This window comes from Streptomyces sp. NPDC020917, assembly GCF_044333795.1.
Lineage (GTDB): Bacteria > Actinomycetota > Actinomycetes > Streptomycetales > Streptomycetaceae > Actinacidiphila.
Genome location: NZ_JBIRRR010000002.1, coordinates 140410 through 155932 on the forward strand (window position 1 = coordinate 140410; position 15523 = coordinate 155932).

Below are 15523 nucleotides of genomic sequence, written 5' to 3' on the forward strand. Positions count from 1 at the left end.
GGGCCCCGCCGGCGCTGGAGCGCGCACAGCACCCAGTGACCGGAGAAGCCAGGTCGACACTTCACCCAGCGCTCGCCCGGAGATGCGGAACCGCCGTCCCGAAGCCCGACTGCCGCACCTGGCACGGCACTCCATCGACGTCAGCCCACCCGATCCAGCACGTCACCCAGGAGCTGGATCCGTCACCGGCCGAGGACCATCCGCGCACCCCCCCGCACCCGTGATGTTCCACGTGGAACCTTGCATTGGGCGCGTACGGAGACGGCACCGAGGCGCGCGCCGCCACCTCCCGCGTTCGCCAGGGTCAGCGGACGTCCCGTCACCGTCCCACCGCCGAGGGGCAATCCGGCAATTCGGTCGCCGCTGCCCGCATATTCGTGCTTGCCTTGAGTCAGGAATCTACTCAAGCGCCGAACCGCAGGTGCAGGACGTTGGACGAGATCACCAGGCTCCCCGGAGCCAATGACATGGACCCTTCTGCCGAGCGTCCCACCAGCCACCAACAGCGCGAGCACCGGCAGCCGCACATCCTCACCACCGCGGGGGACGCCTCCGGGCACCCCCACGATCACCCCGCGCCGGCGGGGGTGCCCGTCCCTGCCACCGTGCCGGATCCCGCCGTGCAGGATCCCGCCGTTCCTGCTGCCGTGCCCGCTCGCGACCTACCCGCTCCCGCCGCCGTACCGGAGAGGGCACCGACGCCGACGCCCGCCGCGCTTGCGAACCCGCTCCCGCCCGCGCTCGACGACGCCGCTGACCTCTCCCCCGCGCTGACGGCCCTGGCCGGCGTCCCCGCCACCATTCCCGACCCCGAAGTGGCCGCGCTGCTGCGGCTGGCCGTGATCTGCGTGGACCCGGACGGCCGGATCTCCTACTGGAACCGCGGCGCCGAGGAGCTGTTCGGCCACCGCTGGGAGAACGTCTTCGGCCACCGCGCGTCCGGGCTGCTCACCGCCATGCGCTCGCACAGCTCGCCCGGTTCCGGCCGCCCCGCGGCCCCGCACCTGGACACCCTCGACCTGCTGGACGACCTGACCGACCCGGCGTGGGCCGGTGCGCTGGCCGCCACCGACCGCGACGGCGCCCTGCGCGACGTGCTGTGGTGGACGTACCGCCTGGTGGAGCCGACCGGCCGCAGCCTGCTGGCCATCGCCACCCACGCCAAGCCGCTGCGTACCGGCGGGCTGCGGATCGCGCTCGGCGGGCGGCTGCTGCCCTACGTCGCCGAGGGCCCGCAGCGGCAGGACATCGCAGTCGCCGCCGTCCTCAGCAGCGCCGCCGACCAGGACCGCGGATACGCCCTCGCCGCCCGCTTCCGCGGCGTGCTGCCCGGCGCCAGCCCCGGCCGACTCGACCGCATCCTGCGGCAGCTGGTGCCGCTGGGCCTGCCCGCGCTGGAGGTCGACGGCGGCACCCGGCTGCCGATCGTCCCGCACGACTTCCCCTGGGTCACCGCGGCGGCCCGCGCCGAACGCACCCCGCGCCGGGAGCTGCTGCCCGGCCCCCGCCCCACCGGACCCACCACCGGAGGCACCGCCGCGCAGACCGCGGACCTGTCCCGCGCCACCTCGCTCACCGCCGTGCCCCCGCCGGGCCTCGGCGGCCGCGGCGCGGGCCCGGGAACGGGCCCAGGAGCAGGAACGGGCCCAGGAGCAGGACTGGGAACGGGTTCAGGCACGGGCACGGTTGCGGGCGCCGACGCCGCCTCCCACGGACCCCCGGGTACCGCGGACGTCCGCGCGGCCGAACCCCTGGACGCTGCCCCGCCCGACGTCACCGCGCCCGACGTCACCGCGCCCGACGACACCGCGCCCGGTCTCGCCTCGGCCGCCACGGCCTCGGGTATCGCCGCCGCGCCGCCCCGCACCCCTCGCGCCGGCAACGCCCTGGACGAGCAGCTGGCTCTGCTGCGCGAGACCGGCGCCGTGGTCGGGTCCACCCTCGATCTGCACACCACGGCCCGCGAGCTGTGCGCGGTAACGGTTCCGCGGTTCGCCGACGTCGCCGTGGTCCTCGTCGTGGACCAGCTGTTCTCGGACGCCGAGCCGCACAAGGACGACCGGCCCTCAGACACCGTCCTGGTCCGGCGGGTGGCCATCGCCGCCCACCAGGGTCCGCCGGGGGTGTGGGAGAACGCCCTGCCCGAGGGGGAGTTGCTGGCGCTGGCCACGGACGAGATCGTCCCGCGGCTCGGCGAACCCGTGCTCCTGCCGGTCGTGGACCCCGTGCTGGCCCCCGACATCGCCGTCGACATGGGCGTGCCGGGGCTGGCCGAGCTGCTGCCGGGGCACTCGCTGATCGTGGCGCCGCTCACCGCCCGCGGCACGGTCCTGGGCCGGGTGTGCTTCCTGCGCGGGCCGCAGCGGCGCCCGTTCGACGTGCGGGACGCGGCGACGGCCTCCGAGGTCGCCGCCCGCGGCGCCGTGCACATCGACAACGCGCGCCTGCACCGCCAGGAGTCGCGTGCCGCCGCCACCCTGCAGCGCTCGATGATGCCCACCAGGCCGCCGCGCCTGCCCGGTGTGCGGATCGCCCACCACTACATGCCCGGCGACCGGCAGGCCCAGGTCGGCGGCGACTGGTTCGACGCCATCCAGCTGCCGGGCGGCCGGGTCGCGCTGATCGTCGGCGACGTCATGGGGCACGGCCTCCAGGCGGCGGCCGTGATGGGCCAGTTCCGCACCGCCGTGATCACCATGGCCGCGCTCGACCTGCCGCCGGCCCAGCTGCTGCGGCACCTGGACAACCTGGCGCACCGTCTGGGCACCGAGCACCTGGCCACGTGCGTCTACGCGGTCTACGACCCCATCCTGCGCACCCTGACGCTCGCCAACGCGGGCCACATCCCGCCGGTGCTGGCCGGCTACGACGGGCACAGCGAGCTGCTGCAGATCCCCGGCGGCGCGCCGATCGGCGTCGGCGGGGTGCCGTTCGAGACGGTCGAGATGCCGGTGCCGGACGGAAGCTGGCTGGTGCTGTGCACGGACGGCCTGGTCGAGGTGCGCGGGCAGGGCATAGACGCCGGGCTGGCCGCGCTGTGCGGGAACGTCATCGAGCCGCAGCAGACGCCCGAGGACGTGTGCGCGCAGATCCTCGCCCGGGTGCACACCGAGGACCGCGGCGACGACGTGGCCCTGCTGGTCGCCCGGTTCGAGGGGATCGCGCCGGACGACGTGGCGAGCTGGCGGCTGCGGCTGGACCACGAGGAGGTCGCCGCGGCCCGCCTGCTGACCCGCGGCCAGCTCGCCGCGTGGGGTCTGGAACGCCTCAGCGACACCGCGGAGTTGCTGGTCAGCGAGCTGGTGACCAATGCGATCAGGGCCGCGTCGTACGAGGTGGAGCTGCGCCTGATGCGGGTCGGCAAGCTGCTGGTGGAGGTCAGCGACGACAACCACAACCTGCCGCAGCTGCAGCGCGCCGAGGCCGACGACACCGAGGGCCGCGGGCTGGCGCTGGTGTCGCACCTGTCCAGGAGGTGGGGGACCAGCCGCAAGGCGGTCGGCAAGGTCGTCTGGTTCGAACTCCCGTTGCCGTCCCGAGAGTGATATCGTTGTAGTATACAACTCTTTGCGTACACGACTCTTCACTGAACGGACAGCGGGAGCAGCAGCGATGTCGGCACGGGACGCGGCGCTGGAGACGATCCAGCGCGAACTGACGGCGATCGCCCGCCGGGCGCGCGCGACCGCCGCGCAGATGCATCCCGAACTCTCGCTGGTCGCGTACACGATCCTGGCGCACATCGAGGAGCAGCAGGGCTGCCGGGCCACCGATCTGGCCGCCCACTACCTGCTGGACAAGTCCACGGTCAGCCGGCAGGTGGCGGCGCTGGAACGGCTCGGGCTGATCGAGCGCCGGGTCGACCCCTCGGACCACCGGGTGCAGGTGCTGCACCTGGCGCCGCACGGCAACGAGATCCTGTCCACCGCTCGCGCCAGCCGCCGGGACACCTTCGAGGAGCGGCTGTCCGCATGGGACCAGGCCGACCTCACGCGGTTCGCCGCCGACCTGGTGCGCTACAACGCGGACGCCGCGTCGCACCCCTGAGACACCACCTGGAACTCACGGCCTCGGGCCGTCCCGGGCGGGATCGCGGCAGCGCGGGGCTCAGGCCGCGCCGTCGCAGGGGTCGGGGGCCAGGCTGTCCGGGGTGACCAGGCCGTTCACGCCCGGGGTGACTAGGCCGTTCACGCCCGGTTCGGTGCACGGGCCGTCCTCCGGCAGGTACCGCTCGGCCCACTTGCCCAGTTCGTGCAGCGCGGGCCGGATGGCCTGCCCCGCCTCGGTGAGCCCGTAGCTGACGCGCAGCGGCGGGCCGGGGTCGACCTCGCGCACGACGAGACCGGCGTCGACGAGTTCGGACAACCGGTCGGAGAGCATGCGCTCGCTGATCTTGGGGAGGGCCCGGCGCACTTCGGCGAAGTACGCGGGGCGGTGGGTGAGCACGGCCACGATCAGGCCGGTCCACCGCTTGCCGAACAGCTCGAAGACGCGGGTGAGCGCGACATCGACGCCCACACAGGGCACGCGCGCCGGCACTTGCTGTCCCCGTTCCATGCAGAAAGAGTACCCCGGCAACGCAGGGGTCACTGCAAAAAAGTAAGCTTCTGTGTTATCAATAGCTACGTACGAAATCGCGGCACCACTGACGTCGTACGACGTGCTCCGGCATGCCGCGAACACCCCCTGACACAGCGAATGAGGCTCCCATGGCCACGCTTCTGCACCTCGACTCCTCCGCCTTCCACGAGCCGTCGGTCTCGCGTGAGGTCACCGCGACCTTCCGCCGCGAGTGGGAGGCCAGGCACCCGGACGGCACCGTGATCTACCGCGACCTGGCGAAGGACCCGGTGCCCCACCTGACCGCCGACGGCATCGTCGCCACCGGCGCGCCCGCCGACTCGCACACCGCGGAGCAGGCCGCGGCGGGGGCGCTGCGCGCCGAGCTGGCCGACGAGCTGGAGCGCGCGGACGCGATCCTCATCGGCACCCCGATGTACAACTTCACGATCCCGTCCACGCTCAAGGCGTGGCTGGACCAGGTCATCATCGTCGGCCGGACGGGGGGCGAGGGCGGCTCGGTGGCGGGCAAGCCGGTCACGGTGGTGGCGGCGCGCGGCGGCGGCTACGGCCCCGGAACCCCGCGCGAGAGCTTCGAGTTCGTCACGACGTACCTGGAGAAGGTGCTCACCGGGATGCTCTCGCTCGAGGTGGAGTTCATCATCCCCGAGCTGACGCTGGCGAAGACCGTGCCGGCGATGGCCCCGCTGATCGACGCCGCCGAGGCGTCGCGGTCCGAGGCGCGGCAGGCCGCGGTCCAGAAGGCGAAGACGCTCGCCGAGCGGTTCGCGGCCTGAACCGGCCGCACCACGCGTGCTGCCCGAGTGGCAGGACCGGCGGGAAGCGGCTGCGCACGCACGAAGGCCGTGCGCACCGGGCGGTGGAAGCGCCCGGTGCACACGGCCGTTCGTGGGCCGGGGCGGCCGTCACGGCCGCCCCGGCGTCGCACGTCGCGTCAGAGGTTGACGCCGAAGTCCTGGGCGATGCCGCGCAGGCCGGAGGCGTAGCCCTGGCCGACGGCGCGGAACTTCCACTCGGCTCCGTTGCGGTACAGCTCGCCGAAGACCATGGCGGTCTCCGTCGAGGCGTCCTCGGTGAGGTCGTACCGGGCGATCTCGGTGCCGCCGGCCTGGTTCACCACGCGGATGAACGCGTTGCGCACCTGGCCGAAGCTCTGCTGCCGGGTCTCGCCGTCGTAGATGGAGACCGGGAAGACGATCTTGTCGACGTCGGCCGGGACGGTCGCCAGGTTCACGTTGATCGACTCGTCGTCGCCCTCGCCCTCACCGGTGAGGTTGTCGCCGGTGTGCTCGACGGACCCGTCGGGGCTCTTGAGGTTGTTGAAGAACACGAAGTGCTTGTCCGAGACGACCTTGCCCGTTGCGTTGAGCAGCAGCGCGCTGGCGTCGAGGTCGAAGTCCGTGCCGGTGGTCGTGCGGACGTCCCAGCCCAGGCCGACGGTGACCGCCGTGAGACCGGGGGCCTCCTTCGTCAGTGAGACGTTGCCGCCCTTGGAAAGGCTGACACCCATCGTGGATCTCCCTGCTCGGTTCGGCGCGGGCCGCGCCTCTTGACGATTCCTTTGCCCTATGGCTCCAACGGACACCACCCTGCACCGGTTCCCGCCGGCGTGCCACCGACTCGCCAGCGCGGAACGTCCACGTCCCGTCAGGGTGCCGCCGGGCTCCAAAAGGTCCCGAAAGGTCCCGAAAGGGCGCCGGCAGGGGCCGCCGGGGCGCCGTCAGCCCGCCGAACCGGCCCTCGACGCGATCTGACCGGCCGCCCAGCGGGCCCACTCCTCCTGCATGGCGGACAGCCGCAGGCCGTACTCCAGGGCGAGCCGCCCGTGCACCGACAGCGGGTCGTCGCCCCAGTCGACGGACTCCTCCAACTCCCGCAGGGCGGCGCCCTCCTCGGCCGCCCGGGCCGCCTCCAGACCGAGGAACGCGGTGGCCTCGGGGTCGCTCATCAGGCCGAGGAAGAACACCCGCAGCATCGTCTCGCTGCGCCGCACCCGATCGGGTTCCGTCTCCACCAGCCAGTGGTGCAGCTCGGCCCGGCCCGTGTCGGTGACGGCGTACTCCTTGCGCCCGCGCGGGCCCTCGGCGGAGACCGTGAGCAGGCCCGCCGTCGCCAGCTTGCCCAGCTCCCCGTAGACCTGGCTCTGGGTGGCCGGCCAGACGTTGGCCAGCGAGGTCTCGAACAGCTTCATCAGGTCGTAGCCGCTGGCCGGACGTTCCGTGAGCAGACCCAGCACCGCATGTCGAAGACTCATGCCCCCACCCTACCTTCCACCCTTGACAGGTCAAAGGGGGAATAAGGGAGGGGCGGCCCGGGCGCCAGGACGCCCGGCCGGTGAGCCGGCGCGAACGCGCCCCCGTGTCCCGCCCGTTCACGGGGGCGCCCGTTCGGGCCGGTCAGACGCCGGTCGCGCCGCCCGTGCCGCGGTCCCCGCGCCGGCGCGAGCGGACCACGAACAGGACCGCGGCGCCGGCCGCGCAGGCCGTCCCCGCCATGGCGGCGAGCAGCGGCGCCGCGCCGGTGCCGGTGCTCGCCAGCGAGCCGTCCCCCGAGGAGCCCGACGTGACCGAGGAGCCCGACGTGCCGGCCGTCGCCGAGCCGGTCGTGCCGCCCGAGGTCGTTCCGGTGGTGCCGGTCGTACCGCCCGACGTGCCGGAGCCGCCCGTCGAACCGCCGCCGGAGCTCGCCGTCCCGCCGTCCGAAGTGCCGCCTTCCGTGGTGGGGTTGAGCACCAGGGTCGCCGTGTCGTTCGCGGCGTTGCCGTCCCAGGGCATCGGCGCCCCGCCCGGGGAGAGGTGACGGAAGAACGCCTTGCCGGTGGCGTTCGGCACCACCGTGTCGACGTGCAGCTTGACGGCGGGGTGCATGGTGACCCCGTGCAGGAAGTAGTAGCCCGTCGGGCACACGACGCGTTCGCCGGGACGGGTCCGGTCGCGGCCGGACACCACGGTCCGGTCGTCGGCGGCCAGCATGAGGCACCCCGTGTCCCCGTTGAAGCCCGTGACCGTCGTGCCGGGCGGCGGCACGAACTCGACGTACGCGGCCGGGTTCTCGTTCCACGCGTCGATGTAGTCGGCGGGGCCGTGGTTGGTGACGGACAGGTCGATGTCGAGCGTGGCGCCCTTGGCGGCCGTGCGCGGCGAGGGCGTGCCGACGGACAGGTCCGCGACGTTGTCCACGTCGATCTTCGGGTCCGCCCAGGTGACCGGGGTCGCGGCGGGCACGCCCTCGGTGCTGCCGTCGGGCGCGAGGGCGGGGCCGGTGCCCGGCGTCAACTGGTGCTGGCGGGCGAGCTGCTGCCGGGTCTCGGGGGTGTCCCGGTACACGTGGGCCTCCACGTCCTCGATGAGGGAGGAGGCGGTCGCGGTGAAGGCGACCGCGTGCCCGTAGTCGACGGTCCGGCCCGAGGGCACCGCGTCGAGGTAGCAGACGATCCACGTCGCGTGCCCGTCCTTGCCCTCCTCGTACCCGCAGCCGGACGAGCGGCCCACGATGTCCAGGCCGTGCGAGGGGATCAGCTCCAGGATCTCGCCGTCCGCGGCCTGGGCGCCGTAGTTCGCGAGCCGGAACGGCAGCGGCACCGCCTCGCCGGGCTTGGCGGACACCCGCACCGGCATCCCGTCCAGGGCGACGGGCCCGCCGGCGACGGCGACCGACGACGTGACGGTCTGGCCCGCGACGTTGCCGGACACCCCCGTGAAGGTGACGGTGCCCTTCCCCCCGGTGACCCCCGGGGCGGCCCGCAGGCTCAGGACGAGTCCGGGGTCGTCGGGGTGCGCGACGGCCGGAACGTCGCACAGCGCGGCGGCGCCCGCGCCGTCGGGCGTGCAGCCGGCGGGCCACGACACCGTGGCCAGTCCGGCCAGGCCGCTCACGTCGGCCCTGACCTGGATCCGCGCATCGGGCTGCAGGCCGGGCCCGTTGGCCCAGGCACGCAGGTCGTTCGCCGGTCCCGGCTGCCCCCCGAGGCCCGCCGCCAGCGACACCGGTGTGTCCGCGGCGAGCGTCAGCCGCGTCGCGGCGTGCGCCGGCGTCCCCGTGGCCAATGCGAGTCCCGCTGCGGCCGTGCAGGCCGCGACGGCCCCGCCCAGCGCCCGGACACCCCTCCCGGTCCGGCGTCTGCGGGGCGCACCCTCTGATCTGTCGTCCATCGTCTCCCCTCCCCTGAGCCCGCCCACCTGGCGTGACTTGGGCCGGGGGCGGCAGTGCAAGGAAGACGGGCGGAACGTGGAAACGGTTGTATCCGGCCGCATCCACCGCCGGACTCGGAAGACCCCCCGCACCGCGCCCGGTACGGCGTCGCGCCGCCCCTGACCGCCCGGCGCCCGGGAAACGCAGAACGGGCCTCTGATCGTGACGTCTGTCACGATCAGAGGCCCGTTCTGCTACCTCTGGCTGGTGCGCGAGGGGGGAGTTGAACCCCCACGCCCTTTCGGGCACTGGAACCTGAATCCAGCGCGTCTGCCTATTCCGCCACCCGCGCATGGGTGCTGCCGTTCGATTGTCACACATCCGGCGGACTGGCTTGTCCTTGCGGTGTGGGAGCGCCTCCCGACATGCAGAAGATTAGCACGCTGTACGTGGTGCCTTCACATCGGTTTCCCCCCGCCCGGAGAGGAGGAGGCAGAGAGCGGGCATGGCGTGGGGGACACTGGACAGACGAGGCCGGGGAGCGCCCGTCCGCAGCCGGTGAACCGGGGACCGGCGGCGTACGGCGCCCCTACCATCGCTTGTGGGCAGGGGAAGCCAGGGGAACGCCAGGGCACGGCGCGGTGTGAGGGTTGACACTGGCCTGCCCCGCAGAATCGGGGAACCACTGGTTTTTCCCGTGCGTGGATACGATCAGTAAGCAGTATCGACATGACTCGAAGGACGGCCCCGAGGAGGGAGGTGCCCGGTGGGTGTACTGAAGCGCTTTGAGCAGCGGCTGGAGGGCCTGGTGAACGGCACCTTCGCCAAGGTCTTCAAGAGCGAGGTGCAGCCCGTCGAGATCGCGGGCGCGCTGCAGCGGGAGTGCGACAACAACGCCACCATCTGGAACCGCGACCGGACCGTGGTGCCGAACGACTTCATCGTGGAGCTGAGCGGTTCGGACTACGAGCGGCTGAGCCCGTACGCGGTGCAGCTCGGCGACGAGCTGGCCGGCATGGTGAAGGACTACGCCAAGCAGCAGCGCTACACCTTCATGGGCACCATCAAGGTGCACCTGGAGCGGGCGGACGACCTCGACACCGGCCTGTACCGGGTGCGCAGCCGGACCCTGGCGTCCAGCGAGTCGCAGCACGCGGCCGCGCAGCCGGCCCAGGGCTACCAGCAGCCCCCTCACCAGCCGCAGCAGCAGCCGCGGCAGCAACCGGGCCACCCGCAGGGCGGCCAGGGCATGCCGCCGCGTCCGGCCGCCGCTCCGCCGATGCCCAGCGGTCCGCCGCCCGGTGCCGGCCGTGCCGCCGCCGGTGGCGCGGGCAACGTGACGCGACTGCCCGGCACCGGCTTCGCGCCCGGTTCCGCCGCAGCGTCCGTGCGCCGCTGGATCGAGATCAACGGCACGCGCCACCAGATCACCCGGGCGACCCTCATCCTCGGCCGCTCGACCGAGGCCGACGTGCGGGTCGATGACCCCGGAGTGTCCAGAAAGCACTGCGAGATCAGGGTCGGCACCCCCTCGGTGGTGCAGGACCTCGGTTCCACAAACGGCATTGTGGTGGACGGGCAGCACACCCAGCGCGCTACGCTCCGCGACGGCTCCCGCATTGTCGTGGGGAGCACGACCATCGTCTACCGGCAAGCCGAAGGGTGAAGCGGGGCCAATGTCAGAGCTGACCCTGACGGTCATGCGGTTGGGTTTCCTCGCCGTGCTGTGGCTGTTCGTCATCGTCGCGGTGCAGGTCATCCGCAGTGACCTGTTCGGGACCCGGGTGACCCAGCGCGCCGCGCGCCGCGGCGACACCGGCTCCCGCCCGCCGCAGCAGCGCCAGCAGGTGCAGCAGGCGGCCCCGCGGCAGCAGCCGCAGGCCAACCGCCAGCGGCGCGGCGCCCCCACCAAGCTGGTGGTGGCCGAGGGGTCGCTGGCCGGCACCACGGTCGCGCTCCAGGGACAGACGATCACCCTGGGCCGGGCGCACGACTCGACGATTGTGCTCGACGACGACTACGCGTCCAGCAGGCATGCCAGGATCTACCCGGACCGCGACGGCCAGTGGATCGTCGAGGACCTCGGATCCACGAACGGCACCTATCTGGACCGGAACCGGCTCACCACGCCGACACCGGTCCCGCTGGGTGCGCCGATCCGCATCGGCAAGACCGTCATCGAGCTGCGGAAGTAGTCGCACAATGGGCGAGCGGAGCCACGACGCGCGAGCGAGAGGGTGGGCAGCGTGCGGATGTACCCGGAACCGACGGGGGAGGTACGCATGTCTCTGAGCCTGCGTTTCGCCGCCGGTTCGCACAAGGGCATGATCCGCGAGGGGAACGAGGACTCCGGCTACGCCGGCCCCCGTCTGCTCGCGATCGCCGACGGCATGGGCGGCCAGGCCGCCGGCGAGGTCGCCTCCTCCGAGGTGATCTCCACCATCGTCTCGCTCGACGACGACATCCCCGGCTCCGACATCCTGACCTCGCTGGGCACCGCGGTGCAGCGGGCCAACGACCAGCTGCTGCAGATGGTCCAGGAGGACCCGCAGCTGGAGGGCATGGGCACCACGCTCACCGCCCTGCTCTGGACCGGCCAGCGGCTCGGCCTGGTGCACGTCGGCGACTCCCGCGCGTACCTGCTGCGCGACGGCGTCCTCACCCAGATCACCCAGGACCACACCTGGGTGCAGCGCCTGGTCGACGAGGGCCGGATCACCGAGGAGGAGGCCACCACGCATCCGCAGCGCTCGCTGCTGATGCGCGCGCTGGGCAGCGGCGAGCGGGTCGAGCCCGACCTCTCCATCCGCGAGGTGCGGGTCGGCGACCGCTATCTGATCTGCTCCGACGGGCTGTCCGGCGTCGTCAGCCACCAGACCCTCGAGGACACCCTCGCCGGCTACCAGGCCCCGCACGAGACCGTGCAGGAACTGATCCAGCTCGCCCTGCGCGGCGGCGGACCCGACAACATCACGTGCATCGTCGCCGATGTCCTGGACACCGACGACGGCGACACGCTGGCGTCGCAGCTCAATGACACCCCGGTGGTCGTCGGGGCGGTGGCCGACACCCAGCACGCGCTGCACGACCCGCGCCATCTGCAGACCCCGGCCGGACGCGCCTCGGAACTCGGCCGCACCCCGCACCAGGCGGGCCCCTCGGGCACCTTCGGGCCGCCCGGGAGCGGCGACCCGGTGGCGGGTGGCCCGCTCGGCACCTTCGGCGCCTACGACGAGTCCTACAACGAGAAGGACGCCCCGGACGGCCAGCGCAAGTGGCTGAAGCGCAGCCTGATCGCGGTGGTCGTGCTGGCGGTCGTCGGCGGCGGCCTGTACGGCGCGTACGCCTGGACGCAGACCCAGTACTACGTCGGCGCCAAGGGCGACCACGTCGCCGTCTACCAGGGCATCGACCAGAAGCTGGCCTGGGTGAACCTGTCGCGGGTCAACAAGGACCGCCCCGACATCGAACTCAAGTACCTGCCGGCCTACCAGCGCAAGCAGGTCGAGGACACCATCGCGGTGAGCAGCCTCGGCCAGGCCCGGGACAAGGCCGACGAGCTGGCGGCGCAGGCCGACGTCTGCAAGAAGCTCGCGGCCTCCAAGAGCACCACGAGCACCGCCCCCAAGGGCACCACCGCGGGGAGCCTGCCCGGCAAGGCCTCGGACGCCGCGAAGGCCGTCGAGGGCAGCGTCGGATCCGCCACCGGCGGCAAGTCCGCCGGCGCGAAGAAGTCCACCACCACCCCGACCACCACTGCCCCGACCCCGACCCCCACCCCGACCCCGTCCCTGTCGCCCGACGAGAAGAAGCTGGCCGAGCAGTGCGGTACGGGCCAGCAGTGATGCCGGGATCAGCAGGAGGAGCCGGCACTTCATGAGCGCCAGCAACACCACCACCATCACGTCGATCGGCGCACCCAACCGCCGCAACACCGAGCTGGCCCTGCTCGTCTTCGCAGTGGCCATCCCGGTCTTCGCCTACGCCAACGTGGGCCTGGCGAAGCACGGTTCGGTGCCGGCCGGGCTGCTCGGCTACGGCCTGGGCCTGGGCCTGCTCGCGGGGATCGCGCACCTGCTGGTGCGCAAGTTCGCGCCGTACTCCGACCCGTTGATGCTGCCCATCGCCACACTGCTCAACGGCCTGGGCCTGGTGCTGATCTGGCGGCTCGACCAGGAGCCCGTGCTGGGCGCCGCGATGGCGCCCAAGCAGCTGATGTGGTCCACGCTCGGCGTGGCCCTCTTCGTGTGCGTGCTGGTGTTCCTCAAGGACCACCGCATCCTGCAGCGCTACACCTACATCTCGATGTTCGTGGCGCTGGTCCTGTTGGTGCTGCCGGTGTTCTTCCCCGCCGTGTACGGCGCCCGGATCTGGATCACCCTGCCCGGCATCGGCTCGCTGCAGCCGGCCGAGTTCGCGAAGATCATCATCACCGTCTTCTTCGCCGGCTACCTGATGGTCAAGCGGGACGCGCTGGCGCTGGCCAGCCGCCGCTTCATGGGCCTGTACCTGCCGCGCGGCCGCGACCTGGGCCCGATCCTGGTGATCTGGGCGATGAGCATGCTCGTCCTGGTCTTCGAGACCGACCTGGGCACCTCGCTGCTGTTCTTCGGCCTCTTCGTGATCATGCTGTACGTCGCCACCGAGCGGACCAGCTGGATCGTCTTCGGCCTGCTGCTCAGCGCGGTCGGCGCCGGTGTGGTGGGCAGTGCGGAACCGCACGTCAAGGTCCGCGTCCACGACTGGCTGCACCCGCTGCAGCTGGCGTCCAACGGCGGTGTGACCGAGACCGCGCAGTCGATGTACGCGTTCGGTTCCGGCGGCCTGTTCGGCTCCGGCCTCGGCCAGGGCTACTCCCGGCTCATCGGCGGCATCGCCCCGAAGAGCGACTACATCCTCGCCACGGTCGGCGAGGAGATGGGCCTGGCCGGCCTGATGGCCGTCCTGCTGCTGTACGCGCTGCTGATCGAGCGGGGCATGCGCACCGCGCTGGCGGCCCGCGACCCGTTCGGCAAGCTGCTGGCCGTCGGCCTGTCCGGCGCGTTCGCGCTGCAGGTCTTCGTGGTCGCCGGCGGTGTGACCGGGCTCATCCCGCTGACCGGTATGACGATGCCGTTCCTGGCCCAGGGCGGTTCGTCGGTGATCGCCAACTGGGCCCTCGTCGCGATCCTGCTGCGGATCAGCGACACCGCCAGGCGGCCGGCTCCCAGCCCCGCCCCCTCCCCCGACGCCGAAGCGACCCAGGTGGTGCGTAGCCAGTGAACAAGCCCCTGCGACGGGTCGCGGTCTTCTGCGGTCTGCTCGTCCTCGCCCTGCTGGCGCGCGTGAACTACGTGCAGTTCGTCCAGGCGGACCAGCTGTCCAGCGACGTCCACAATCGGCGGGTGGCGATCAACCAGTACGCCCAGCCGCGCGGCGACATCATCGTCGACGGCAAGGCGGTCACCGGCCACACGACCACCACCGGCAGCGACTTCAAGTACAAGCGGACCTACGTCAACGGCCCGATGTGGGCGCCGGTGACCGGGTTCGCGTCGCAGGCGTTCGGCACCACGATGCTGGAGGGCGTGGAGGACAAGTTCCTCACCGGCAACGACGACCGGCTGTTCTTCAACCGCACCATCGACCTGCTGACCGGCAAGGAGAAGAAGGGCGGCAACGTCGTCACGACCCTCAACGCCAAGGCGCAGAAGGCCGCGTACGACGGGCTGGGCGGCAAGAAGGGCGCGGTCGCCGCGATCGACCCGCGCACCGGCGCCATCCTGGCGATGGCGAGCACCCCGTCGTACGACCCGGGGTCGTTCGCCGGCAACTCCACCACGGACACCAAGAACTGGACCGCGGTGGACAAGAAGAGCGACGCCGACGACCCGACGCTCAACCGGGCGCTGCGCCAGACCTACCCGCCGGGTTCGACCTTCAAGCTGGTCACCGCGGCGGCCGCGCTGGAGAGCGGGGCGGTCACCGACGTCGACCAGCCCACCAAGTCGCCCGACCCGTACATGCTGCCCGGCACCACCACCCCGCTGCCGAACGAGGGCAACATCCCCTGCAAGAACGCCACCTTGCGGGTGGCCCTGCGGTACAGCTGCAACTCGGTGTTCGGCAAGCTCGGCGCCGACATGGGCCAGCAGACCATGCTCGACGAGGCGGAGAAGTTCGGCTTCAACTCCGAGCAGTTCGTCCCGGTCCGCGCCGCCGCGAGCAACTTCGACAAGAAGATGAGCCCGGACCACGTCGCCCAGTCCTCCATCGGCCAGTTCGACACCGCGGCCACCCCGCTGCAGATGGCCATGGTCGCCGCGGCGATCGCCAACAACGGCACGCTGATGAAGCCCTACGAGGTCGACAAGCTCGAGGCGCCGAACCTCAGCACCATCGCGCAGACCAGCCCCAGCGAGCTGAGCAAGCCGCTGTCGCCGGGGAACGCGCAGAAGCTCCAGTCGATGATGGAGACGGTGGTCAAGCAGGGCACCGGCACCAAGGCGCAGATCCCCGGGGTGCGGGTCGGCGGCAAGACCGGTACCGCGCAGCACGGCGTCGGGAACGACAAGGCCCCCTACGCCTGGTTCGTCTCGTACGCCATGACCGACCAGGGCTCCCCGGTCGCCGTCGCCGTCGTCGTCGAGGACGGCTCGGCCAACCGGGACGACATCACCGGTGGCGGCCTGGCCGCCCCCATCGCCAAGCAGGTCATGGAGGCGGTTCTCAACCACTGACGCACGGGTGAGACGGACATCACGTCCGTGGGAGGCGGGGCGCAGGTACCGGTCAGGTATCGGCGTACCGCGAGGACGAGGTTGCACGCGAC

At 72.2% G+C, this 15523-nt stretch carries 11 protein-coding genes, 1 tRNA gene and 1 pseudogene; 8 read left to right on the top strand and 5 right to left on the bottom strand.

What is annotated here, in order from left to right; genetic code table 11:
* The first annotated feature begins 467 nt into the window (after nt 1-467).
* Both ACH4TG_RS04560 and ACH4TG_RS04565 read left to right on the top strand, forming a co-directional pair.
* Nucleotides 468-3545 (top strand): SpoIIE family protein phosphatase, encoded by a 3078-nt coding sequence (locus tag ACH4TG_RS04560; RefSeq protein ID WP_398240673.1) that lies wholly within the window; start codon nt 468-470, stop codon nt 3543-3545.
* Nucleotides 3546-3612: 67 nt separating this feature from the next.
* Nucleotides 3613-4047 (top strand): MarR family winged helix-turn-helix transcriptional regulator, encoded by a 435-nt coding sequence (locus ACH4TG_RS04565; RefSeq protein WP_398240674.1) that lies wholly within the window; start codon nt 3613-3615, stop codon nt 4045-4047.
* Between the two features lie 150 nt (nt 4048-4197).
* Here ACH4TG_RS04565 and ACH4TG_RS04570 read toward each other — a convergent pair.
* Nucleotides 4198-4557, bottom strand: a pseudogene (locus ACH4TG_RS04570) (winged helix-turn-helix transcriptional regulator); the annotation flags it as partial.
* A gap of 152 nt (nt 4558-4709) precedes the next feature.
* Between ACH4TG_RS04570 and ACH4TG_RS04575 the strand changes: the two are divergent.
* A complete protein-coding gene (locus ACH4TG_RS04575; RefSeq protein WP_398240675.1) occupies nt 4710-5357 on the top strand; it encodes an FMN-dependent NADH-azoreductase in 648 nt (215 codons plus the stop codon).
* Between the two features lie 158 nt (nt 5358-5515).
* Here the strand turns inward: ACH4TG_RS04575 and ACH4TG_RS04580 are convergent, their stop codons facing one another.
* From ACH4TG_RS04580 to ACH4TG_RS04595, 4 genes are all read right to left on the bottom strand, one after another.
* Complete coding sequence (locus ACH4TG_RS04580; protein WP_398240676.1) at nt 5516-6091, bottom strand: TerD family protein; 576 nt, start codon at nt 6089-6091, stop codon at nt 5516-5518.
* A gap of 210 nt (nt 6092-6301) precedes the next feature.
* On the bottom strand, nt 6302-6835 hold the full coding sequence (locus ACH4TG_RS04585) for a PadR family transcriptional regulator (protein WP_398240677.1): 534 nt from the start codon (nt 6833-6835) through the stop codon (nt 6302-6304).
* A gap of 142 nt (nt 6836-6977) precedes the next feature.
* On the bottom strand, nt 6978-8627 hold the full coding sequence (locus ACH4TG_RS04590; protein ID WP_398240678.1) for a hypothetical protein: 1650 nt from the start codon (nt 8625-8627) through the stop codon (nt 6978-6980).
* A 350-nt stretch (nt 8628-8977) separates the two neighbouring features.
* Nucleotides 8978-9064: transfer RNA gene (locus tag ACH4TG_RS04595), tRNA-Leu, on the bottom strand.
* Nucleotides 9065-9478: 414 nt separating this feature from the next.
* On the opposite strand from ACH4TG_RS04595, the gene ACH4TG_RS04600 reads away from it, so the two are divergent.
* From ACH4TG_RS04600 to ACH4TG_RS04620, 5 genes are read left to right on the top strand one after another with little or no spacing between them, the layout of a single operon-like run.
* The gene (locus tag ACH4TG_RS04600; RefSeq protein WP_398240679.1) at nt 9479-10378 is read left to right on the top strand and encodes an FhaA domain-containing protein; all 900 of its coding nucleotides are present in this window, start codon (nt 9479-9481) and stop codon (nt 10376-10378) included.
* A 10-nt stretch (nt 10379-10388) separates the two neighbouring features.
* Complete coding sequence (locus tag ACH4TG_RS04605; RefSeq protein ID WP_398240680.1) at nt 10389-10907, top strand: FHA domain-containing protein; 519 nt, start codon at nt 10389-10391, stop codon at nt 10905-10907.
* Between the two features lie 57 nt (nt 10908-10964).
* Nucleotides 10965-12557 carry a Stp1/IreP family PP2C-type Ser/Thr phosphatase gene (locus tag ACH4TG_RS04610; RefSeq protein ID WP_398241177.1) on the top strand — a complete coding sequence of 531 codons (1593 nt, stop codon included), beginning with the start codon at nt 10965-10967 and terminating at the stop codon, nt 12555-12557.
* A 31-nt stretch (nt 12558-12588) separates the two neighbouring features.
* Nucleotides 12589-13974, top strand: a complete 1386-nt coding sequence (locus tag ACH4TG_RS04615; RefSeq protein ID WP_398240681.1) for an FtsW/RodA/SpoVE family cell cycle protein — start codon at nt 12589-12591, stop codon at nt 13972-13974.
* Nucleotides 13971-15431, top strand: coding sequence for a peptidoglycan D,D-transpeptidase FtsI family protein (locus tag ACH4TG_RS04620; protein ID WP_398240682.1), 1461 nt, complete (start codon nt 13971-13973; stop codon nt 15429-15431). Before ACH4TG_RS04615 ends, ACH4TG_RS04620 begins: the two co-directional genes overlap by 4 nt.
* Nucleotides 15432-15523 lie beyond the last annotated feature (92 nt).

Excerpts from the sequence above, each read along its gene's own strand:
- ACH4TG_RS04615 (WP_398240681.1), top strand. The coding sequence starts at position 12,589 with ATGAGCGCCAGCAACACCACCACCATCACGTCGATCGGCGCACCCAAC.
- ACH4TG_RS04610 (WP_398241177.1), top strand. The coding sequence starts at position 10,965 with ATGTACCCGGAACCGACGGGGGAGGTACGCATGTCTCTGAGCCTGCGT.
- ACH4TG_RS04565 (WP_398240674.1), top strand. The coding sequence starts at position 3,613 with ATGTCGGCACGGGACGCGGCGCTGGAGACGATCCAGCGCGAACTGACG.
- ACH4TG_RS04605 (WP_398240680.1), top strand. The coding sequence starts at position 10,389 with ATGTCAGAGCTGACCCTGACGGTCATGCGGTTGGGTTTCCTCGCCGTG.
- ACH4TG_RS04575 (WP_398240675.1), top strand. The coding sequence starts at position 4,710 with ATGGCCACGCTTCTGCACCTCGACTCCTCCGCCTTCCACGAGCCGTCG.
- ACH4TG_RS04585 (WP_398240677.1), bottom strand. The coding sequence starts at position 6,835 with ATGAGTCTTCGACATGCGGTGCTGGGTCTGCTCACGGAACGTCCGGCC.
- ACH4TG_RS04580 (WP_398240676.1), bottom strand. The coding sequence starts at position 6,091 with ATGGGTGTCAGCCTTTCCAAGGGCGGCAACGTCTCACTGACGAAGGAG.
- ACH4TG_RS04560 (WP_398240673.1), top strand. The coding sequence starts at position 468 with ATGGACCCTTCTGCCGAGCGTCCCACCAGCCACCAACAGCGCGAGCAC.